This window comes from Asaia lannensis NBRC 102526 (assembly GCF_024054035.1).
Taxonomy (GTDB): Bacteria; Pseudomonadota; Alphaproteobacteria; order Acetobacterales; family Acetobacteraceae; genus Asaia; species Asaia lannensis.
Genome location: NZ_JAMXQU010000007.1, coordinates 74,454 through 95,524 on the forward strand (window position 1 = coordinate 74,454; position 21,071 = coordinate 95,524).

Consider the following 21,071-nt stretch of genomic DNA (forward strand, 5'->3'; position numbering starts at 1 on the left):
TCAATACGTTTCATAGTAAGAGCCCTTTTTTCGGCTCAAGGAAGACTCTACTCATGCACCCGACCCGCGAATCTGCCCTGCACGCCGGCTGGACGCCGTCGAGCTGGCGGTCGCACCCCATACGCCAGGCACCGCATTATCTGGATGCAGCCGCGCTCGACTCTGTCGAAGCCCGTCTGCGGCGATATCCGCCCTTGGTGTTTGCGGGCGAAACGCGGCGCCTGAAGAGCCAGCTTGCCAAGGCGGCACGCGGCGAAGCCTTCGTGCTTCAGGGTGGGGCCTGTGCCGAGAGCTTCAACGAGTTCACGGCCGATATCGTACGCGACACATTCCGCGTGCTGCTTCAGATGGCTGTCGTGCTCACCTTCGGCGCGAAGGTGCCGGTGATCAAGATCGGACGTATGGCGGGGCAGTATGCCAAGCCGCGCTCTTCCGATACCGAAACGCAGAACGGCGTTACGCTGCCCTGCTACCGCGGCGATATCATCAACGGCCCCGAATTCACCGAGGCCGCGCGTATCCCCGATCCGGCACGTATGGAGACGGGTTATTTCCAGTCGGTCGGCGTGATGAACCTGCTGCGTGCTTTCGCATCGGGTGGCTATGCCAATCTGCATGAAGTGCATCGCTGGAATCTCGGCTTCGTCAAACGTTCGCCCCTGGCCGAGCGTTATCAGGATCTGGCCCAGCGCATCGATGAGACCCTGTCTTTCATGGGGGCGTGCGGCTTCAACCAGAGCGCACCGCAGATCAACGAGACCGAGTTCTACACCTCTCATGAGGCGCTGCTTCTGCCCTACGAGCAGGCCCTGACGCGCATCGATAGCCTGAGCGAGAACTGGTACGACTGCTCGGCTCATTTCCTGTGGATCGGCGATCGCACGCGCCAGCCAGACGGTGCGCATGTCGAGTTCCTGCGCGGCGTGGGCAATCCGATCGGCATCAAGGTCGGCCCCACGACCACACTCGAAGATCTCGAGAAGCTGCTCGATATCCTCAACCCGAAAGATGAAGCCGGTCGCATCACGCTGATCTCGCGCATGGGGGCGAACAAGGTGGGTGAATTCCTGCCGCCCCTGCTCGACAAGGTGCGTGCCAGCGGTCGCACCGTGACATGGCTGTGCGACCCGATGCACGGCAACACCATCACCACGGCAGACAAGGTCAAGACCCGCTCTTTCGACTCGATCCTGGGCGAGGTGAAGGGCTTCTTCTCGGTCTTCCAGCAGGCAGGGCTGCGCCCGGGCGGTATTCATATCGAGATGACCGGTCAGGACGTGACCGAGTGTGTGGGCGGCGCCCAGTGCCTGACAGAGGCCGATCTCGCCGGGCGCTACGAGACCTTCTGCGATCCGCGCCTCAATGCCGAGCAGTCGCTCGAAATGGCCTTCCTCCTTGCCGAGGAACTGACGGGGCATTTCCGCGATCATGGGGCGCTCAGGGGATGACCCCGCCCAAGGCGGATGAGGGACGTGCCGCGCTCGACGCCGCGCTCAGCCCCAAACTCGCTCTGACCCAGAGCGAGATCGCGGCACGCACTGACGCGTATTTCAACCGGACGCAGGCCATCGTGTCGCGTTTCGGCGAATGCAAGGTCACCTATGCGCTGTTTATCCGGCGCCCGGTGATTGCCGCTCAAGGGCTGATGGTCAAATGGCTCGAAAACGTTGCGCGCGAGCAGGGTTTCGAGGTTGCCATCGATGTTATCTCGCCTGAGGGGAGCTGGGTTGGTGCCGGTGAGCCGCTGCTCTATCTGACCGGTCCGTTCACCCGTATGGCGCCGCTTGAGACGCTTCTGCTCCAGAAACTCGGTTCGGCCTGCGTGGCAGCGCATAACGCCTATCAGATGGCGCTGGCGCTTCCCGATGCGGCGTTCATGGCCATGGAAGCCCGTCATTGTGCGGGTTTCGAAATGCAGGAAATGATGGGCTACGCCGCCTCGATCGGTTCGCGCGCTGCGCGACGCGAAGGGGCGAAAGGCTTCGTCGGTTGCGCCAATGATGTGACGGCCGGATTCTTCGGGCAGGATCACGGGCTAGGCACCATGCCTCATGCCCTGATCGGTTATGCTGGCTCGACCCTGCGTGCGGCCGAGATGTATCGTGAGGTTTATCCTGACGATCCGCTTGTTGTGCTGGTCGATTATTTCGGTCAGGAGATTACCGATGCGCTGGCGGTCTGCCGGCGCTTTCCGGAGCTGGCCGCGCAGGGCCGTATCAGCGTGAGGCTGGATACGCATGGTGGGCGGTTTATCGAAGGGCTCGATCCACAATCCTCCTATGCCGTGCTGGAGCGTCACACGCCCGGCACGATAAGGCGCTATCGTTCGGATAATGAGCTGAAGGATCTGGTAGGGACCGGCGTTTCGGCGGCCGCCATCTGGTGGATGCGCGAGCAGCTGAACGAGGCCGGCTTTACCGAGGTCAAGATTATCGTCTCGTCCGGCTTCGGGCTTCAGAAATGCATGACAATGCGCGATTCCCATGCCCCGCTCGATGTGGTGGGAACAGGGTCGTTCATTCCGGTCAAATGGAACGAAACCTACGCCACCGCCGATATTGTTGCTTATGACGGTGAAATGCGGGTGAAGGTCGGTCGTGAGTTTCTCCTGCAGAAGATCCGGACCAAGGAAAAGGAGAGCGAAGCATGAGCAGCTCCGAAGCAGAACCCGATCGCGGGTGGTTTGTCCGTATTCTCGATAACTCGGGCGGTGCGGAAGAAGGTGTTGTCGAAGAGGTCAAGGATTTCCAGGACCTTGCCCATGCCAATGCTTATGCGCGTGCCTATGTGCGCGACAGCATAGAGCGTTGTCGCGTGGGTGGGGCTGCAGCGCGCGAAGTGCTGGAAGCCTGGTTTTCGTTCGGTGAAGACGCGATTGTGGTCGAGGCCGGTGACGATGGATGGAAATCGGCATCGGAACTTGAGGATTTCGCTGCAAATCCCGCAACGCCCATGGAGCGTGACTGGCGCACGCTCGATCCGCGTCGTCTCGTCGAGGATGACGAGGAGATCGAGATCTGATGACGATGCTGCGTCGCAAGCTTCTGACTGCCCTCTCGGCAGGCATGACGGTTCCGGCATTGGGCGCATTGACGGGATCGGCCTTCGCCGCGCCCGTATCGCCTGTTCCTGAGCCGCCTTCACCGCAGGAGAGCCTGCCGGCGCTCAGCCGTCAGCTTCAGATGCTTCCGCGTCGTCGCCAGTTCACGACCCTGCCGCGTCTGCTCGATCATCCCGATCTGTGGGATGATGTGGCTTTCGAGGCGCTGCGTGCCTATCGCAGCAATGAGCGCATGATCGGCACGGGCACGTCGCTCTCCGGCAACTGGCCGGTCGAGGCGCAGAACCTGCTGAACAGCGAAATTTTCTCTTTCGGGCATCCCGATGCGCTTCTGGTGATGGCCCTGTGGGGCGAGGCCCAGCTTGCGCTCTACGATGCGACCGCATGGGCGCGTTTCGACCTCGCGCGCCTCGTGACGTCGGGGCAGTCCGTGTTGCCTCTCAAGCAATCTGCAACCGGCAGCTCCCGCCATCACCAGGATGAGCAGGGGGCCTATGGCGCGGCGGGGCGCGGTATTCCGGCCCTTGAGGCGCGTGGCGTGGTGTTTCTCGCCTGCCATAATGCCGTCTGGGCGCATGCCGGACGTTTGCTCGCTCTGGGTGCCGTATCGGGCAATCCGACACAGGAGCAGCTTGCCGCAGAGCTGACGAACCGCCTCGATCCGCGTGCTATCGTGACCCCCAGTGCACTCGGCGCCCTGGCTGAATTGCAGCGTGCCGGGTTCGCGCGAATTTTCTGAACGGCTTAATTTCCGATAACCTTACTGCGCGGGCTATGGAAAATTGCCCGCGCCCTTGGCATAGAAGCAGCATGAAACTGCGCTTCGCCCCCAGCCCGACCGGCTATCTCCATGTTGGCAATGCCCGTCTGGCCATCGCCAACGCCCTGTTTGCCCGCAAGCATGGGGGCAAATTCCTTCTGCGCATCGACGATACCGATCTCGAACGCTCGAAACCGGAATACGAGCAGGGCATCAAGACCGATCTCGAATGGCTCGGTCTCGACTGGGATGAAATGGCCCATCAGTCGGACCGTCTGGACCGTTACGCCAAGGCCATCGAGGCGCTCAAGGCTTCAGGTCGACTCTATCCCTGTTTCGAGAGCGAGCAGGAGCTGGCGGCCAAGCGCGAACTGCGCCTCAAGGCCCGCAAGCCGCCTATCTATGATCGTGCGATGCTGCGCCTGACCCCCGAGCAGCGTGAGCGTGCCGAAGCCAATGGCAAGACACCCTATTGGCGTTTCCGCCTGTCGGACGGGCACAAGAGCTGGCGCGATCTGGTTATGGGCGATCTGTCGGTCAAGCTGACGGCGATTTCCGACCCGGTTCTGGTGCGTGCCGATGGTACGGTGCTCTATACGCTCGCCTCTGTGGTGGACGATATGGAGCTTGATGTGACCCATATCATTCGTGGTGAGGATCATATCACCAATACGGGTGTGCAGCTCGATATCATCGAAGCGCTGGGCGGCAAGCCCTCACGCTTTACCTTCGCACATCTTCCTCTTCTGCTCGACGAGGGCGGCGGCAAGCTGTCCAAGCGTTTCGACGCGCTGTCACTGCGCGCGCTGCGTCACGATGGCATGGAACCGCAATCCGTCGTGTCCTATCTTTCGAAGATCGGCAGCTCGGACGATCCGGTGCCGATGACGCTTGAGGAATCCATTGCGAGCTTCGACCTGTCGCATATCTCGCGCTCGGCTGCGCGTTTCGACATGCAGCATCTTCTGGGGCTCAATCGTCGCCTGCTGCATACGCTTTCTTTCGAGGATGTACGCACCCGCCTGCCGGAAGGGGCCAGCGAGGCGTTCTGGAGCGCCATTCGTGGCAATGTCGATCTGACAGGAGAGATCGCATTCTGGTGGGATGTGGTGCAGGGCGAGATCGCTCCGCCTGCGCTGCATGACGAGGCGAGCTTTCTCGAACAGGCGCAGCAGACTCTTCCCCAGGCGCCCTGGGACGGTGAGACCTGGAAACAGTGGATTGCCGCGCTCAAGGATGTGTCGGGTCGCAAGGGCAAGGCTCTGTTCCATCCGCTCCGTCTTGCTCTGACAGGCGAGGAAGCGGGGCCGGAGCTTCATGCGCTTCTGCCGATGATGGGCCGCGAGCTTGTGCTGCGCCGGCTGCACGAGGCGTCCATAGCGCAGGGTGGCAACGCCTGAAGATCTGACGTCAAGCCATGAGTACGGATCACGCACGGTGGAGACATCTGTTCAGGATACAGGCGGGGCTGCCCGCTCAGCGCACAGGCGCTCACGGGCGACATGATCGTCATGAAGACACCGAGCAGCGAAGACGTGCGGCCGTCATTCGTATCGGGATTGGCAGCAATTTCTGGACCGATCTTTATCATCGTGCCCTGACCACCTCGTGGCCACGCTTTCTGGGATGGTCCACGATTGCCTATGTCGTGGTCAATCTCGGTTTTGCGATGCTGTACCGGCTTTGCAACGCGCATATCAGCAATGCTGCCGATCTGGATCTGCTCTCGCTTTTCTTCTTCAGTGTGCAGACGCTTTCCACCGTGGGATACGGCGTTATGGCGCCGACCGGCCATATGGCCAATGCGCTGGTCTCCATCGAAGCCCTTTTGGGGATGATGATCAACGCGCTCTCGACCGGCGTGGTCTTTGCGCGGTTTTCGCGACCGCGAGCGCGTATCGTCTTCAGTCATCTGGGCGTGATAAGCCAGTGTGCAACACCGCCTGCCTTGTGCATACGCCTGTCCAATCTGCGCGCAAGCGCTGTGCTGGCCATGGAGGTGGAGCTTTCATTGTCGCAGCTGGTAATCGGCGAGGGAGGTTATCCCACACGGATTTTCACCCCTATGAACCTGCTGCAGTCCCATGTGCCTGCGTTACGTTTTACGGAAACGCTGGTTCATCCGATCGATAGCAAGAGTCCGCTGGTTCTGTTGAGTCCTGAGCAGATCGACGCGACTTTGGCCGAAATTCTGGTGACGGTGCGCGGCACGGATGAGGCGACGGGTCAGGCTGTTCTCATACAGCACAGCTATGATCATTCCCGTATGATCCGGGGAATGCGCTTTGTGGATATGATCGAGCAGGATGCTGCGGGAAATTATCGGGTTGATTACAGGCGCATGCACGATATCGAGGCAGAGCCTGAGCCCCATATCTGAGCGGCCCTCACAGGAAAATCCCACTATTTCAGCGCGACCGTCAGCCCGATATGCTTCACTATCGGGCTGCGGATACTATGCATTGATGCATCTAGGTATGTGTTGATAAATAGTAAATCAATTCATGGCATGTAAATGAAACTAATATGAAAAACTGGTGACATAGTCATCATTAATTCATCATCTATACTTGTTTCGCAACACAACTATTTCTTTTTCGAATTAATTGAGACTCGTTGGTTAGGGTTTCAATCGTGAGTCCTGCCTGCATAGGTCCAAATCGTGCAAAGCCGGACAGATCGACGAACGGATACCTGATCTGCTCCCGGGCGGGAGAGCGTTGTGTTGAGAGGTAAAAGACTATGCCTGGTGTTCACGTTTCTTTGCTGCACCGGGTCTTCCTATGCTGCGTCTTCGACTGAGGCGGCGCCTTCTGTTTCTTCAGATGCGACACAGGGTGCGCCCCAGCTGTCTCCGTCTCATTCGAGTGCCTCTCACGACAGGCTCACCCCCCCGTCCAGCGCCGCGCGCAAGATACGCAAGCAGACGACCAGCAGCGCTACTACAGCCAGTGGAACGGGCGAGGCCGCTGCACGACCTCGCTCCGGTTCGTTGCGCAGCGCGGCAAGCGCCTCCAACGCGACGCATCGTGTTGCCCATCGCACCACGCCGGAGAGCATTCGCGTTACCGGGCTCGGACATAGTCGGAATTTCCAGAAAGAACCGGCTTCGGTGTCTGTCATGACGGCCAAACAGCTTGCGAACCGTCATGTGGTTTCGCTGGTCGATCTGGGTGACGGTTCTATCCCATCACTGCGAATAGCCCAGTTTTCGGGCCGTAATTCCGCACTGGTGGTCAACATACGTGGTGTGGGCGTGCTTGGAGACAGCAACCAGCCAGCGCGCGATCAGGGAGTAGGGGTCTATATCGATGGCGTCTATGTGGCGCGACCCCAGGCACTTGGCACGGCCCTGTTCGATGTCGAGAGCATGGAGGTGCTCAAAGGCCCTCAGGGCACGCTTTTCGGACGTAATACCGAGGCAGGGGCGCTGAACATCATCACACGCCGGCCAACCGGAAAGTTCGGGATGCGTCTGCTCGGTGGTTTTGGCAATTACAACAGCAACAAGGGCGAGCTGCATCTCGATCTCCCTGCTTTTCATGATCTGGCAATCAAGATTGACGCCGTGACCGCTCATCGCGCGCCGCTGGTCCAGAATCCGCTTTCCGATACGGGCGGGTTCAACCAGTACGACAAGCATGGTGTGCACGTAGAGGCAATGTATCGCCCGGTCGATAACTTCACCGCCGATTACGCCTATGACAATTCCTATGACAGCACCACCACGCTCTGGCTGCAGATGCTCAAGGGCGGCACCAACAAGCTGGCGCAGCTCGCCACGCTTCAGACGTCGCGGGCAAAAACAGCGACTATAGGCGTTCCGGAAAAACCGAGTATCGGCAAGAACAGCGGTCATCGCATGACGCTCGACTACAAGGCTATTCCGAAATACCTGAATTTCAGATCCATTACAGCCTATCGGGAGCTGAGTCAGAGCCAGTACGATAACGGCATGGTCACGAGCAGCATGTCGAATACGACAGGCAATTTCACCGGGATGAGCTTTGCACGTAATTCGCTGGCCGGTTTCTGGCAGGATCAGATCAGTCAGGAGATACAGGCATTCGGTCACACGAAGCGTCTGAAATATCAGGGCGGGTTTATCTATTACCGCGAGCATGCCTCGGATAATGCGCAGGCTTTTTATACCAATAGATTCACCGATGCCGCAGGCAGCGCCTATACGCTGTTTTCCGGTCCGGCCTATGACAACTGGGCCTTGCAGCCGATCGATCGCGCGAGTCAGGTCACCTCGACCAGCTGGGGCGTTTACGGCAATGCGGTCTACACGCCGCCGGTTCTGCGCGATGCGCTGCATCTGACGGCCGGATTGCGCTGGTCGCATGACGGCAAGAAAGGCACGCTCACCACCGTCAATAACAAGCCGCCGGTCAACACGGCGGGTGTTTCAGGGCCGATCGATTTCGATGCAGGCTGGTCGCGCGTCGATCCGCTGCTCGAGATCAGCGGAGATCTTACGAAGCATGCCATTCTCTATGGAAAATGGAGCACGGGCTACAAGCCGGGTGGCGCAAACTCGCGCGCGCAGGACTACGAGGCTTTCGGCCCGGAATCCGTTTCCATGTTCGAGGTCGGAACCAAGACGGAATTTCTCGACCAGCGTGTGCGCTTCAATGTTGCGGGGTATTGGGGGGACTACAAGGATATCCAGGTCGATTTCAGCAAACCCTATCAGATCGGCAATCAGCTCACCACGCGCACGACCACGTCGACCATCAACGCACCCGGTCGTGGCGATCTGAGCGGGGTTGAGGCCGAGCTGAATATCTCGCCTCTGCGCTATCTCACCGTTGGATTTTCATATGCCTACAACTACGTGCATATCCCGCCCACGGCGAACCCCTATCCCAACTCCGTCGGGATCGTGAGCACCATGCTGGTGCCGATCTATCAGAACTATACCCCGGCGCATTCGGGGAGTTTCCAGGTGGATTACACCCGTCCGTTTCAGGGTTTCACGCTGCTGGCCCATCTCGATGGCAATATCGACAGCGGCTATTACGCCAGTACCACCGATCCCGTTTATCTCGGCGTCGGTAACGTACGAAACGTCTATCAACCCAAGGGCGATAGCGGCCTCATCGTGAACGGTCGTGTGGCGATCGGTAATGTGCGCCTTGGCCATACAGGATCGAAGGCGACTTTCTCGCTCTGGGCACGCAATCTGTTTGCCGAGCAGCATGTCTATTTCAAGACACTGGGGGTCACGACAGGGCTTCAGGGCTATTTCAACGAAGCAAGACAGTTCGGCGGTCAGGTCGAACTCGCCTTCTGAGTCCGAGCCGATGCAGCGGCAGAAGACGGGGGCACTCCGCAGCCTCCGTCTTCCGAGATCTCAGCTTTCGGGAACGTCTTCCGACATTTCTTCCGCCTGCGCCTTGAGGCGGTGGAAACTGCGTCGGCTGAAGGGCAGCATCAGCAGATAGATCAGCCCTGCGGCAGCAAGCGCAAGCCAGGGATCGGCCAGGAGGATCGCGGCATAGAGCAGTGTGCCGAGCATGAGCGGCAGCACGAACGGCGAAGGGATCTTGAAGTTCTTGAACGACCAGACCGGCAAGGTGGAAACAAGGAGTGCGGCTGTCAGCACCAGCGCACAGGCCGCCAGAATGGGGGAACGTGCAAGAGCGTCGAGCACCGGCCAATGCATCTTCTGCGCTTCGAGCCCCAGGAAAATCGGAAACAGCACGACACCGGCCCCGGCAGGCGCCGGAACGCCGGTGAAGAAGCTGTAGGAATATTCCGGCTTTTCCTCGTCATCGAGGCTGGCATTGAACCGTGCCAGACGCAGCGCCATGCAGACGGTGAACAGAATGCAGGGAACGAAGGCGTAGCGCCCCCCATTGGTCTGCAATGTCCACAGATAGAGCAGAAAGGGGGGCGCCACACCGAAGCAGACGAAATCCGACAGGGAGTCGAATTCGGCACCGAAGCGCGACGTTCCGTGCAGCAGGCGCGCGATACGTCCATCCAGCCCATCGATACAGGCCGCGATCACGAGGGCCGCTGCAGCGTAGGAGAATTGCTGCTCCAGCCCGTAGCGCATGCCGCTCAGCCCGGCGCAGAGACCGAGCATGGTCAGCAGGTTCGGGATAAGACGGTTGAAAGATGGCCCGCGCACCCGCACACGCCTCGGGCGTATGCGCCGCAACCGGCGGCGTCTGCGACCGGGGCGTACGGGGCGCTCACCCTGTTCTGTAGGCTGATCTGCCAAAGCAGCGGCAACACCCTCAGGCATGAGGGCCTCCGGATGTCCTGCAGAACGAGCTGTCTTGTCGTCGCTCATCGCGTCCGACCGACCGGGATGCGTATCTGACACGATGGGCTGCGCCTCAGAGATGGGCAATGACGGTTTCGCCACCGACCATGGTCTGGCCGGTGCTGACCAGCGGGGTGACACCCGGCGGCAGGTACAGGTCGGTACGCGAACCGAAGCGGATCAGACCGAAGCGATCGCCCGGCTCGACGGCGCTGCCTTCATCGACATAGCAGACGATACGTCGGGCAATCAGCCCTGCAATCTGCACGATGGCCATATGGCGGCCGTCCTCAAGGGTCAGACGCACCTCGTTGCGCTCGTTCAGATCCGACGCCTTGTCCAGGCTGGCGTTGAGGAACTGACCGGCGTGATAGGCGATTTTCGTCACCGTACCGGCTGCCGGCATACGATTGATATGGACGTTCAGGACCGACAGGAAGGTTGCAACACGCCAGACGGGATCGCTGCCCATGCCCAGTGCGGCAGGCGGAGTGGCGAGTTCGACCGAGACGACACGACCGTCGGCGGGGGCGAGCGCCAGATCGGTGCGCGCAGGCGGAAAGCGCTTCGGGTCGCGGAAGAAATACAGGCAGAACCCGAATCCGCCCAGGGCCACATTGCCGATCAGGCGCGTGGCTCTCCAGGGTGTCGCACGGCCGAGCAGGGTCAGCCCGCCGGTCAGCGCGAGGAAGGGGAAAGCAGCGCGGTGGGGCGGTGCCAGGACGGATTTGATCGATTGAATCAGGGACATGCGCGCAGTCTTACGACACCGTATCGCAGGGTCAAGCTTTCCGGTCTTTGTGTGCCTCGGAGGGACCATCGGGAACGGTGGAATAACTCCCGGTCGATCCGGCCAGCGTGGTGACGCGGCGGGCAAAACCGAGCGTCGCGCGTTCGCTCTCCACAGGCATGCCCGACCAGAGATCCTTGCAGGCCGTGACCAGATGCACACCGCCAAGACGCCGGCCAAGAAGCCCGAAAGCACGATCGCCCATCCTGGCGGCTTTTTCTCCGAGACTCAGCATGGCCAGAGGCGCGCTCAGAGCGGAGGAGGTGGTCTCTGCCCGGAACAACCCGCGATGAAGCGCCCGGTCGAGCTGGCTTGCAGAAAAGGGGCTGCCATGCCCGAAAGGAAGCGTGTCATCTTTTGCGGCGAATCCGGTGCGGTTCGGTACCACCAGAACCAGTCGCCCATGATCGGCCAGAACCTTCCAGATCATGCGAAGCAACGGATGCGGATCGACCAGTTCAAGCCCATGGACGAGCACGACCAGATCGATCCCCAGATCGTCAAAGGGTAGACAGTCCGGTGCCACAAGGCAGGATGGACAGTCGAACGATGCGGGCAGGGGGGTGCCATGACGACGCGTCAACGGCGTGTCGATCTGCGCCGAGCCAACCCAGTGCGCCTCGCTCAGGGCAGCCCATTGCGCGAGCAGAGGCTGCGCATAGCCAAGACCCAGAACACGCAGGCCACGCGGATTGGGCAGCAGCGGCGTAAGGCGCGCCATCAGAAGTGAAGTCACCTGATCGCCACGTCGGCTCGCATAAAATCCGGCGGCATCGGGCGGAATGGATCTGGCTTGATGCTTCGGCATGGCGGCACGCTAGACCGAACGGGAGGCCACGGCCAGAGGCGGGCCGACAGTTGTTTTAGCAAACAGGTCGGGGGGGCTCCCTCATCTGTGAAAGCCGGGTTGCGGCGAAGACCGGGTACGGTGCGACGACGATCTTCAGGGGGAAGGGTGCGTTGAGTTGTCAGGCAACGTAATCTTGCCCCCATAGTCAGCGATCAGCCGATCGCCATTTCAAAGGATTTGCAGCGATGACCCTCGATATCAAAGCTGTTCCGTTTGCCCGGGACAATTATGCCTGGATCCTGACCGATACCCGCACGGGCACCGTTGCCGTGATCGATCCGGGTGAGGCTGCCCCTGTAATGGAAGCCATAGGCGAAGGCAGGCTCGACCTCATTCTGCTGACCCATCATCACAGCGATCATATCGGTGGAGCAGACGCCCTGCGCCAGAAATACGGCGCCCGTATTGCCGGTGCCGAGGCCGATCAGGCACGTCTCCCAGCGCTCGATCTTCTGCTTCACGATGAAGACCGGATTGCAGTGGGGCGCGAGCTGGGCGAGGTGATGGCCACCCCCGGTCATGCACGTGGGCATATCAGCTTCTTCTTCCCGTCAGTGCCTGCCCTGTTCAGCGGCGATACGCTTTTCAGCCTGGGATGCGGGCGACTGCTTGAGGGGACACCTCAGGAAATGGTTGAAAGCCTTGCGCGTTATGCCCCGCTGCCCGACGAAACGCAGCTTTATTGCGGGCACGAATATACCGGGTCGAACGCAGCATTCGCATTGACCCGTATGCCCGAAAACGAGGCCCTGCAGCGTCGCGCCGAGGAGGTGAAGGCCTTGCGTGCCAGAAATCTGCCCACTTTGCCGGTTGCGCTGGGTGTCGAGCGCAAGACCAACCCGTTTCTCATGACGACAGATATCGAGCAGTTTGCCGCTCTGCGCCGGGCCAAGGACAGTTTCTGAGGAGAGAGATACCGTGTCTGATTTTAAACTGAGCGACTACGATTTCGACGCCATTATTTTCGATTGCGATGGCACGATAGCAGATACGCTGCCCGTTCATTTCCAGACATTCAGAGAGGCGCTTGGAGAACAGGGATATGAACTGACACCTGAATGGTATCAGGCGCGAACCGGCCTATCGAGCGGGCGTCTGTTCGAGGCTTATGAAAAAGCATTCGGTGTCACCCTCGATCGCGACGCGCTACTCGCGCGTTGCCGCAGGCTTTACGACAATCATCTGGATGTTCTGCGAGAGCATGGATTTGCTGCCGGTATAGCGCGTGAACAGTTCGGTCATGTGCCTATGGCAGTTGCGTCAGCGGGACTGAAATCGATCGTGATCTCGACGCTTCGAACGCTGGATCTGCTGGAGCTCTTCGAGCATGTGGTCACGGTCGAGGATGTGAAGCATCCCAAGCCTGCGCCGGATCTCTATCTGCTTGCGGCCGGGAAGCTCGGCGTGCCGCCCGAGCGTTGTCTGGTTTTCGAGGATACGGAAGAAGGGCTCGAAGCGGCCCGGAATGCCGGGATGAGGGCGATCGACGTTCGCCCTTATCTCGTTCCTCAGTCTACCACTGATGGAAAATAACGATCTTGATCAGGGTCGCGACGATCGCAAGCGCGAGGACCCCGCCTGCCCATAGTCCGACAAACCAGCCGATACGGGCGAGAAAGGATGACGGGACGGAAGAGGCAGGCATGATGTGAACTCCTAGTGATAATGCTGGTCTGCGGTCACAGGGCCGCGGAACACCCAGTAGGAATAGATCGTGTAGGTGATGATGATCGGCAGCAGGACAGAAGCGCCGACCAGAAGGAAAAGCTGGCTCTCAGGCGGCGATGAAGCTGCCCAGATGGTGATCGTGGGGGGCACGATATAGGGCCAGACATTGATGCCCAGCCCCGAGAAGCACAGGAAGAACCAGCCCAGCGCGCACAGGAACGGCGTGAGATGCGCGCGTTCCTTGCGCAGCGACATGAAGAACAGCGCTGCCAGTGCGATGACGGCCACGGGTACCGGAGCGACCCAGACGATTTCGGGGAAGCTGGTCCAGCGATGCATGTAGTTGGCGTGCAGATAGGGCGTCCAGACCGAAACGACCGCAATGAGGGCCAGCATGGCGATACCGAGCGGTGCAGAAAGACGCTGCATGACGGCCTTCAGATCGGTCTCGGTGCGCCAGACAAGCCAGGTTGCGCCAAGGAGCGTATAGCCCACGGCGACGGCAAAGCCGCAGAACAGCGGGAAGGGCGCGACCCAGTCCCAGGCGCTGCCGACGAAGGCGTTGTTCTCGACCTTTACGCCCAAGATCAGCTCGCCGAGGATGATGCCCTGCATGACAGCGGCCACAAGCGAGCCGAGGCAGAAAGAGCGATCCCAGAACGTCGTGCCGAAAATACCGTTGGCCTTGACGCGGAATTCGAAGGCGACCCCGCGCAGGATCAGGGCAAGCAGCATAAACAGGATGGGCAGATAAAGCGCTGGCAGAATGGTGCCGTAGGCGACAGGGAAAACGCCGTAAAGTGCGGCGCCACCGAAGATCATCCAGGTTTCGTTACCGTCCCAGACCGGCGCAATGGTGTTGACCATGACATCGCGATGTTCCTTGCGGTGCTCACCGAGGAACAGGATGCCAATGCCCAGATCGAACCCGTCGAGGCAGACATAGATGAAAATGGCCAGAGCTGCGAGGGCTGCCCAGATAATGGGCAACCAGTAGGCTAGGGTATTCATGACAGGTGCTTACTCCGCCGGGTGATTGGAGACTTGGGTGATACCAGCAGCACGATGCGGCTCGTTATGCGAGACGCCCGGCTCGTGCGAGCTCGGCTCCTTGGAGAAGTCACGCAGCAGGATGCCGATACCGGCGGTAAAGACGATAAAATATACGATGACGAAGGCGGTCATCGAGATTTCCATGTTCGGCAGTGTGACAGGCGACACACTGTCGACCGTGCGCAGCAGACCGTAAACGGTGAAAGGCTGACGACCGACTTCTGTCGTAACCCAGCCGCAGAGCAGGGCGATGAAGCCGGCAGGCGTCATCAGAAGGGCTGCGCGCAGCAGGATCGGGTTGGTGTAGAATCCTCCCTTCCAGCGCAGGAACAGCGAGAAGAACCCGATCAGGGCCATGAGGCCGCCAAGCGCGATCATCACGCGGAAGGTGTAGAACACCACGTACATGGGGGCACGATCGTTCTTGGGATAATCCTTCAGGCCAGGAACCTTGCCATCGAGACTATGCGTCAGGATAAGCGATCCGACGAGCGGAATGCCGATCTTGTAGCGTGTAACCTCATGCTCCATGTCCGGTATGCCGAACAGAAGTTCCGGCGCGCGGCTTTCGCTCTCCCAGTCGCCTTCCATCGCAGCGATCTTCGCAGGCTGGTATTTGAGGGTGTTCAGCCCGTGTGCATCGCCAGCCAGGATCTGGAGCGGTGCCACAATGGCAGCCATCCACATGGCCATGGAGAACATGACCTTCACGGCATCGGTCGGCTGACGCTTCTGACGCTTTGCCTTGAGCAGATGCCAAGCACCCACACCGCCCACGATGAACGCGACGCACAGGAATGCGGCGAGCGCCATATGCACGAGACGGAAGGGGAAAGAGGGGTTGAAGACGATGGCCCACCAGTCGGCGGGAAGGAAACGGCCGGTTGCCGCATCGATCTTGTAGCCCTGAGGCGTCTGCATCCAGGAGTTGGAAGACAGGATCCAGCTCATGGAGATCAGCGTGCCGATCGAGACCATGCAGGTGGCGGCAAAATGCAGCCTCTTGCCCACACGATTGAGCCCGAACATCATGACGCCAAGGAAGCCAGCCTCAAGGAAGAAGGCTGTCATCACCTCATAGGCGAGCATCGGGCCGAGGATCGGACCCGCTTTTTGAGAGAACTGCGACCAGTTGGTGCCGAACTCGTAGGACATGACCAGTCCTGAGACGACGCCCATGGCGAACACGACCGAAAAGACGCGCAGCCAGTATTTGAAAAGGTCGAGATAGACGGGTTTGTCCGTCTTGAGCCAGAGGCCTTCGAGCACGGCAAGGAATGCAGCCAGGCCGATCGAGAAGGCGGGAAAGACGATATGAAATCCGACGGTAAACGCGAATTGCAATCGTGCGAGGAAGAGAGCACTCATGTCAGGCATTGCAAGGATCCGCGGCCATCAAGGCCAGTCGTGAAGGGGAATGGATGTCTGCCATTGCCTATAAGGCTTCGGCTTCCCCTCCGGTTCAACGAGAGTGCGCTCTTATTATCGCGGAAACGTGATTTTGCAATGAAATGTCATAACCATCGATCGGTAAAGGCAGACTCAGGCGGTCTGGTATCCTTGCCGTTTGTTCATCGATGCTGGCCAGCAGGCGGCTGTAATCGGGGTTTGCCCTGACCGTTTCCGGGATCGCTGCGAGCCAAGCGTGGCTGAAGGCTCGCAATCCTTGCAGCTCGACCCAGATCGAGCCGGAGCCATCGTCGGATATTTTGCCCCGTGCAACACAGGAGAGAGGTCCAAGATGGAAGGAGGCCTCCTGTATTAAATATCGTTCATGACTCTTGTCGAGCGCGTTTTCAGCCTCAACGCGCCTGAGCGCAACGAGAATGAGATGAAAATGTTCCGGTGCAGGGAGTGCCGCGAGCAGCGGAGAAATCTTACCGGTCAGACCGCTCGTATCCCGCTCGGGCGAGAGTTCGGGTAGAAACGACCCGGCAGTCAGATCCACAACCCAGTCAGGGGCATCCGGGGCGGTCTGGGTGTTCAGTACGACACGGGCCGTGACGGCGCGCAGCACAATCGCGTCGATCCCTCCAAGCGGCGGGTTCGAGAATGTGGCGACGTCTGTATGCACGGTTAGCGAGTGGCCTGTCGGCGATACGACACCCCGGCTTTTTCCGGCGGTGAGAAGTGTTCTCTCCCCGGAATGCGTTTCGGCGTGCATTTCGGGGCGTGTTCCGGGGCGCAGGATCTGCGTTCCGTCCGTCACGAAAGAGAACGATCCGGGATGAAGCAGTCGGGCGTGCAGCGTCAAGCGCTCGACAGCCCAGCCCTGTCCGTTCGCATCGGAAAGAACGGGTCGGATGAGGTCGAGCCTCTCGCCCGTCAGACCCCAGTGGCGGGACTTTTCCGCCCAGACGAGCGTCCATCCCTTTGTCTTGAGCGCAGGGGGCAACGCGTCGAGACGCTGATCGAGCCGTGTTACGAGAAACGCGTCATAGACAAGGGTTGCGAGTAACAGGCCTGTAACACCGAGAAGTGGGAAGAACAGTCCTTTTCTCATCAGGGATTTCCCCAGAGATACTTGGGGCAGCAGGCATGGATGTAGCGTGATTTCACAGTCTTCGTGGGAAAGCGCACAATTTATCCCCAGAGCACAAGAGGCGGTTTCTACATGAAAAAAAAGAGTCTTGCCGGGAGGGCTATGAAACCCGCGACGCCTGTGTTAGATGCGCCAGCCGCGAAAAATTTTGAGCTTGTAAGCGCTAAAAACCTAGGTTTTATCGCGATTACCTCTTGACTCGTCTCAGGCTGAGGCTTGTCGGGCTCGTTGCCTGTCCGTTCCGGCACGGGCATGGTTTACCCCCGGGTTTCGCACAGCTTCTCCCCCGATCAGGAATGCGGGTCCACAGAGTTATCCACAGGGTGTGGCAATCCGGCCCCTGCGCATAACTTGTCCCACGAGCGATAGATCGAGTCGATCAGCGAGCTTCTGCCTGCGTTGGCTGGAAGCGCGTCACCGATGGCAATCCTGATTTCTCCCGGCTGCATGAGCCACCCGCGTCTGGGCCAGTGCAGGCCGGAATTCGTCGCCACAGGAATGACCGGAACGGCTGCCTGTTTGGCAAGGGCCACGACACCCGGCTGAAGCGGGGCCCTTTCTCCCGGGTGCGTGCGGGTGCCTTCCGGAAAGATGATGATCTGTCTTCCCTCGTCGAAATGCTCCTGCGTCGCTTTCATGAGGGCTCGTAATGCCTTGGCCCCTGCTGCGCGCTCGACGGGAACCATGCCCGACAGGAGAAGCATCGGGCCGATAAAGGGAATGCGTGTCAGTTCCTGCTTGATGACATAGGCCGGTCTGGGCACGAGCGTCATCCAGATAAAGCCGTCGAAATAGGACTGATGCTGCGAGGCAATCAGGCAGGCAGCTTCAGGCAGGTTTTCCGCCCCGGTTACGACGATACGGATATTGCACAGGACTCTGAGCCCCCAGAGCGTGAGCCTGGACCAGCACTGGGCGTAGCGTAACGCAAGCGTACGGTGTCGCAGAGCGCGTATCGGCATTGCGATGAGCCCCATGATCAGGGTCAGGGTCACGAAATAGGTGACAAAGAGAATAGCGCGTATCCGGTTCATGCAACTCCCCCAGCTGTACAGGCGGACGGTAACCCTGTGTCATGTGGCAGGATCGCCCGGTCAAGGCGTGTTTTGACAGCCGATCCCTAAAGCAACATGCAGGGCGGGGGAATGACATGGCCGCATAAAACCGCATGGAAAACCCGCCCCTCAGACGCTCACCCCGCTTTGGGGTTCTCTTCCGGTTATGGGCGAGGGGCGAGATTCACCCCGCGGGAAAGACCGAGATGTGAGCCGATCCACTTGATATATTCGCGTAGAAGAAGCGAGAAAGTTGCGCGATCCGGGCTGCGGCGCAGGGCAGGAGAGCGAACCGGATAAGGATAAAGGGTGACGCCCGGTGCGGCGCGATGCAGTTCCACCATGGCACGCCTTATGTGATAGCCCGCCGTGACCACAAGCAACGAGTGAATGGCATTTCGTCTGGCCCATTCAGCGGTTTCGGACCCATTACCTATGGTCGAGACGGCGCGTCTGCCCAGCGTGATACGCGCGGCCAGATCGGGGGTCAGGGTCACCGGGGCGTGTTCTGTCAGCTGGCTGAGCGTTGCATGTGGTCCGACCCCTGAAATCAGCAGTTTGTGCCCAACGCCTTTGTCGAGCAACATGAGGGACGTTTCTATACGATCGCGCCCCCCGGTCAGCGCGACAATGCCATCGCACGGTACGGGCTGACTGACCGGATTGAGCGCATCGACGCAGAACCAGGCAAAACCGGCGCACCAGACAGCGCAGAGAACGAGCACCAGAAAGGGCAGGGCCAGCCAGAATTTCATGGCAGCCGCCTGAGCCACAGCCGCACGGTACCTTGCGCCACCGCAAAGCTGAGTGCCGCGACCAGAAGAGGAACGCAGCCGAGCGACTGAAGCAGACCCAGAGGAATCATCGTCCAGACCGAAAGCCAGTCTCCGTAGCTTTCAGGCCAGATCGGCAGGGTCTCTTGCGTATGGTCCATGAAGGGTAGGATCAGTCGATGCAGAACGGCCAGAGTGACGCCACCCAGTATCGTACCGATCAGCCCGCCGCCGAGGCCCAGTGCCGCACTTCGCCATGCGATGCGTCGGGCAATCAGACTGTCGCTGGCACCGAGCCCGTGCAGGATTTCGATCGTGCGACGTCTGGCAAGGAGTGTCATACGTACCGAGAGCGTCGTGACGCCCGCTGTGGCGATCCCGGAGAGGAGGACGGCCAGCCACGCGCAGGCCTGGAGACTCTGGCCCAGCAGGATGAGTCTCTCGCCCCAGCGGGCATTTTCCTCAACAATGGCGGATGGTGCGATGGTATCGAGAATGACAGGAAGATCGGTGACGGGGGCCTGATTGCGACGTGTCAGGGACAGGACGACCGGCAGATCCGACAGTGAGGTCTGCATGGTCCCCAGCCAGGGACGCAGAATGTCGCGTATCTTTTCCTCGGGAAGGATATCCACCGCCTCGATGCCCGGGTCGCTTCTGAGCACTGCGGCAACTCTGTCGGCGGTCGCACGGGCATCTCCGGTCAGATCGGGGATTTCGATGGTGACCTGATGGCTTGCCCCGTTATCCCATTCGCGCGAGAGACTGCGTGCCGCATTCCATCCGCCGAGGGCCAATGTCGCAATGGCGGCCACGGCCGCAATGACAGGAACGAGCCCACGATCCCGCCTGCCGAGATGAAGGCCGTCCGGCAGCGTGCGCTTCATGTCATGTCGCCCCGATTATCGCCGGTCGGGTCGGTGAAAGGGGTTGGGGTGTCGAGGCGCCCGTTTCTGAGGGCGATGCGCGGGAACGGAGCGGCGCGCAGCAGGGATTCGTTATGGGTTGCAACGATGACTGTCGTGCCTGAGCGGCTGAGCGCCTGAAGCGCTTCGACAAGTTGCCAGCTTTGCGATTCTGCCAGGGCGTTGGTCGGCTCGTCTGCCAGCAGAACGGCCGGGCGTGTGACCAGCGCACGCGCAATGGCAACGCGTTGTCGCTCTCCCCCTGAAAGCTCGTCGGGCAGGTTTCGTGCCTTGTCAGCAAGGCCGAGCCAGTCGAGAATTGCCTGCACTTCCGCGCCCGTGCTGCTGTCGCGCGCCCCTGCAAGACGCAGGGGCAGGGCGACGTTATCGAGCACATCGAGCTCTGGCAGGAGGCGAAGATCCTGCGGAATGAAACCGATACGCTGTCTGAGCTGGGCACGCTGTCTTCTCGTGGCACGGGCAACATCCACGCCAAGTATTTCGACGACGCCTGAATCGGGCAAGGTCTCAAGATGGGCAAGGCGAAGGAGGCTGGATTTCCCAGCGCCGGAGGGGCCGGTCAGCCAGTGAAAGCTTCCCTGCGGAAGGGTGAAATCGATCCCATCCAGCACCGGGCGCGGCATGGAGCGACTGCCACCCTTTCTGCCCTTCGCGCCGGGGGGAGGGGCAGCATGGCGGCGAGAGGCATGGCGGTAGGTGACATGGTGAAACCGGATCATGAACGCCCCGGCAGAATGATTACATGTTGCGTGCAGCGACAGCCGAGATCGTCGCACCCAGAGCGGCTACGGCCATAAGCATGAAACCGTCGAAAACCAGCCCGCTCGCCGTCATGACATGGCTGCCGATCGCCAGATGATCGGGAATGCTGCCGACAACGTGGTTCATGACGTCCTGCGCCTGCGGATCGGCGCTTGCGGTATTCGTTGTGATCGAGGCCAGGGCACGTGGCAGGGCCATCCAGCCTATGCCCAGAACGAGGCAGAGCGGGGCGAGTACCTCGGCAACCTGCTGGGCGAAATAGAAGGCAAAGTAGCAGATGGCCCAGAACCCGGTGCGAAGAAGCGCCAGCCCGGTCGCTGGGCGCGGGTCGCGGTCGTCGCTCGGCTGGGCAAGACGTGACAGGGACGGGCGGGGCGAAACTTCCATGGGGCGCTTCCAGCTTGTCGTGACGGGCACGAATGAAGTGGCGTCCAGTCGGGGCTGGCCACGTTGTCTGATGTTGAGGTAGCTGCCAGCGCGTTGAAATGCAATGATTGCTGCACAGGTGCCGCAACGATCCTGCCCGGGGATCTTTATACGGTCAGAGCGAA

21 protein-coding genes are annotated in these 21,071 nt (G+C 60.2%); 9 read left to right on the forward strand and 12 right to left on the reverse strand.

Translation table 11 applies throughout. The features are described from left to right. Positions 1–53: 53 nt before the first annotated feature. From NF685_RS10325 to NF685_RS10355, 7 genes are all read left to right on the forward strand, one after another. The gene (locus NF685_RS10325; protein WP_222546967.1) at positions 54–1,448 is read left to right on the forward strand and encodes a class II 3-deoxy-7-phosphoheptulonate synthase; all 1,395 of its coding nucleotides are present in this window, start codon (positions 54–56) and stop codon (positions 1,446–1,448) included. Then, positions 1,445–2,650 carry a nicotinate phosphoribosyltransferase gene (locus NF685_RS10330; RefSeq protein ID WP_252849552.1) on the forward strand — a complete coding sequence of 402 codons (1,206 nt, stop codon included), beginning with the start codon at positions 1,445–1,447 and terminating at the stop codon, positions 2,648–2,650. Before NF685_RS10325 ends, NF685_RS10330 begins: the two co-directional genes overlap by 4 nt. Beyond that, positions 2,647–3,021, forward strand: coding sequence for a hypothetical protein (locus NF685_RS10335; RefSeq protein ID WP_222546968.1), 375 nt, complete (start codon positions 2,647–2,649; stop codon positions 3,019–3,021). The genes NF685_RS10330 and NF685_RS10335 overlap by 4 nt, the downstream gene beginning before the upstream one ends. Next, positions 3,021–3,800, forward strand: coding sequence for a transcriptional initiation protein Tat (locus NF685_RS10340; protein ID WP_222546969.1), 780 nt, complete (start codon positions 3,021–3,023; stop codon positions 3,798–3,800). Before NF685_RS10335 ends, NF685_RS10340 begins: the two co-directional genes overlap by 1 nt. A 71-nt stretch (positions 3,801–3,871) precedes the next feature. Next, complete coding sequence (gene gltX, locus NF685_RS10345) at positions 3,872–5,221, forward strand: glutamate--tRNA ligase (RefSeq protein WP_222546970.1); 1,350 nt, start codon at positions 3,872–3,874, stop codon at positions 5,219–5,221. Positions 5,222–5,238: 17 nt separating this feature from the next. Continuing rightward, positions 5,239–6,201, forward strand: coding sequence for an ion channel (locus NF685_RS10350; RefSeq protein WP_222546971.1), 963 nt, complete (start codon positions 5,239–5,241; stop codon positions 6,199–6,201). A gap of 369 nt (positions 6,202–6,570) precedes the next feature. Then, positions 6,571–9,120, forward strand: coding sequence for a TonB-dependent receptor (locus tag NF685_RS10355; RefSeq protein WP_222546972.1), 2,550 nt, complete (start codon positions 6,571–6,573; stop codon positions 9,118–9,120). A 60-nt stretch (positions 9,121–9,180) separates the two neighbouring features. Here the strand turns inward: NF685_RS10355 and NF685_RS10360 are convergent, their stop codons facing one another. The 3 genes from NF685_RS10360 to NF685_RS10370 form a co-directional block, all read right to left on the reverse strand. Next, complete coding sequence (locus NF685_RS10360; protein ID WP_222546973.1) at positions 9,181–10,080, reverse strand: CDP-alcohol phosphatidyltransferase family protein; 900 nt, start codon at positions 10,078–10,080, stop codon at positions 9,181–9,183. 94 nt (positions 10,081–10,174) lie between these two features. After that, positions 10,175–10,921: a phosphatidylserine decarboxylase gene (locus NF685_RS10365; RefSeq protein ID WP_261390274.1), complete on the reverse strand. Its 747-nt coding sequence runs from the start codon at positions 10,919–10,921 to the stop codon at positions 10,175–10,177. Next, positions 10,884–11,699 carry a class I SAM-dependent methyltransferase gene (locus tag NF685_RS10370; RefSeq protein WP_222546975.1) on the reverse strand — a complete coding sequence of 272 codons (816 nt, stop codon included), beginning with the start codon at positions 11,697–11,699 and terminating at the stop codon, positions 10,884–10,886. Before NF685_RS10370 ends, NF685_RS10365 begins: the two co-directional genes overlap by 38 nt. A gap of 227 nt (positions 11,700–11,926) precedes the next feature. Here NF685_RS10370 and gloB point away from each other — a divergent pair, with 227 nt between their 5' ends. Both gloB and NF685_RS10380 read left to right on the forward strand, forming a co-directional pair. Further along, positions 11,927–12,646, forward strand: coding sequence for a hydroxyacylglutathione hydrolase (gene gloB / locus NF685_RS10375; RefSeq protein WP_252849553.1), 720 nt, complete (start codon positions 11,927–11,929; stop codon positions 12,644–12,646). A gap of 13 nt (positions 12,647–12,659) precedes the next feature. Next, complete coding sequence (locus NF685_RS10380; RefSeq protein WP_222546977.1) at positions 12,660–13,274, forward strand: HAD family hydrolase; 615 nt, start codon at positions 12,660–12,662, stop codon at positions 13,272–13,274. On the opposite strand, the gene NF685_RS10385 is transcribed toward NF685_RS10380, so the two are convergent. The 9 genes from NF685_RS10385 to NF685_RS10425 all read right to left on the reverse strand — a co-directional run bounded on the left by NF685_RS10385 (position 13,255) and on the right by NF685_RS10425 (position 20,907). After that, positions 13,255–13,386 carry a DUF2474 family protein gene (locus NF685_RS10385; protein WP_222546978.1) on the reverse strand — a complete coding sequence of 44 codons (132 nt, stop codon included), beginning with the start codon at positions 13,384–13,386 and terminating at the stop codon, positions 13,255–13,257. The two genes, NF685_RS10380 and NF685_RS10385, sit on opposite strands and share 20 nt — an antisense overlap. An 11-nt stretch (positions 13,387–13,397) precedes the next feature. Beyond that, positions 13,398–14,420 (reverse strand): cytochrome d ubiquinol oxidase subunit II, encoded by a 1,023-nt coding sequence (gene cydB / locus NF685_RS10390; protein ID WP_222546979.1) that lies wholly within the window; start codon positions 14,418–14,420, stop codon positions 13,398–13,400. Positions 14,421–14,429: 9 nt separating this feature from the next. Then, positions 14,430–15,839, reverse strand: a complete 1,410-nt coding sequence (locus NF685_RS10395) for a cytochrome ubiquinol oxidase subunit I (RefSeq protein WP_222546980.1) — start codon at positions 15,837–15,839, stop codon at positions 14,430–14,432. Between the two features lie 85 nt (positions 15,840–15,924). Continuing rightward, positions 15,925–16,965: a DUF2125 domain-containing protein gene (locus NF685_RS10400; RefSeq protein ID WP_222546981.1), complete on the reverse strand. Its 1,041-nt coding sequence runs from the start codon at positions 16,963–16,965 to the stop codon at positions 15,925–15,927. A gap of 329 nt (positions 16,966–17,294) precedes the next feature. Beyond that, positions 17,295–18,038, reverse strand: coding sequence for a lysophospholipid acyltransferase family protein (locus tag NF685_RS10405; RefSeq protein WP_252849554.1), 744 nt, complete (start codon positions 18,036–18,038; stop codon positions 17,295–17,297). Positions 18,039–18,223: 185 nt separating this feature from the next. Then, on the reverse strand, positions 18,224–18,814 hold the full coding sequence (locus tag NF685_RS10410) for a YdcF family protein (RefSeq protein ID WP_222546983.1): 591 nt from the start codon (positions 18,812–18,814) through the stop codon (positions 18,224–18,226). Beyond that, positions 18,811–19,719, reverse strand: coding sequence for a cell division protein FtsX (locus tag NF685_RS10415; protein WP_222546984.1), 909 nt, complete (start codon positions 19,717–19,719; stop codon positions 18,811–18,813). The genes NF685_RS10410 and NF685_RS10415 overlap by 4 nt, the downstream gene beginning before the upstream one ends. After that, on the reverse strand, positions 19,716–20,477 hold the full coding sequence (locus NF685_RS10420; RefSeq protein WP_222546985.1) for a cell division ATP-binding protein FtsE: 762 nt from the start codon (positions 20,475–20,477) through the stop codon (positions 19,716–19,718). Before NF685_RS10420 ends, NF685_RS10415 begins: the two co-directional genes overlap by 4 nt. Positions 20,478–20,496: 19 nt before the next feature. Continuing rightward, positions 20,497–20,907 (reverse strand): hypothetical protein, encoded by a 411-nt coding sequence (locus tag NF685_RS10425; protein ID WP_252849555.1) that lies wholly within the window; start codon positions 20,905–20,907, stop codon positions 20,497–20,499. Positions 20,908–21,071 lie beyond the last annotated feature (164 nt).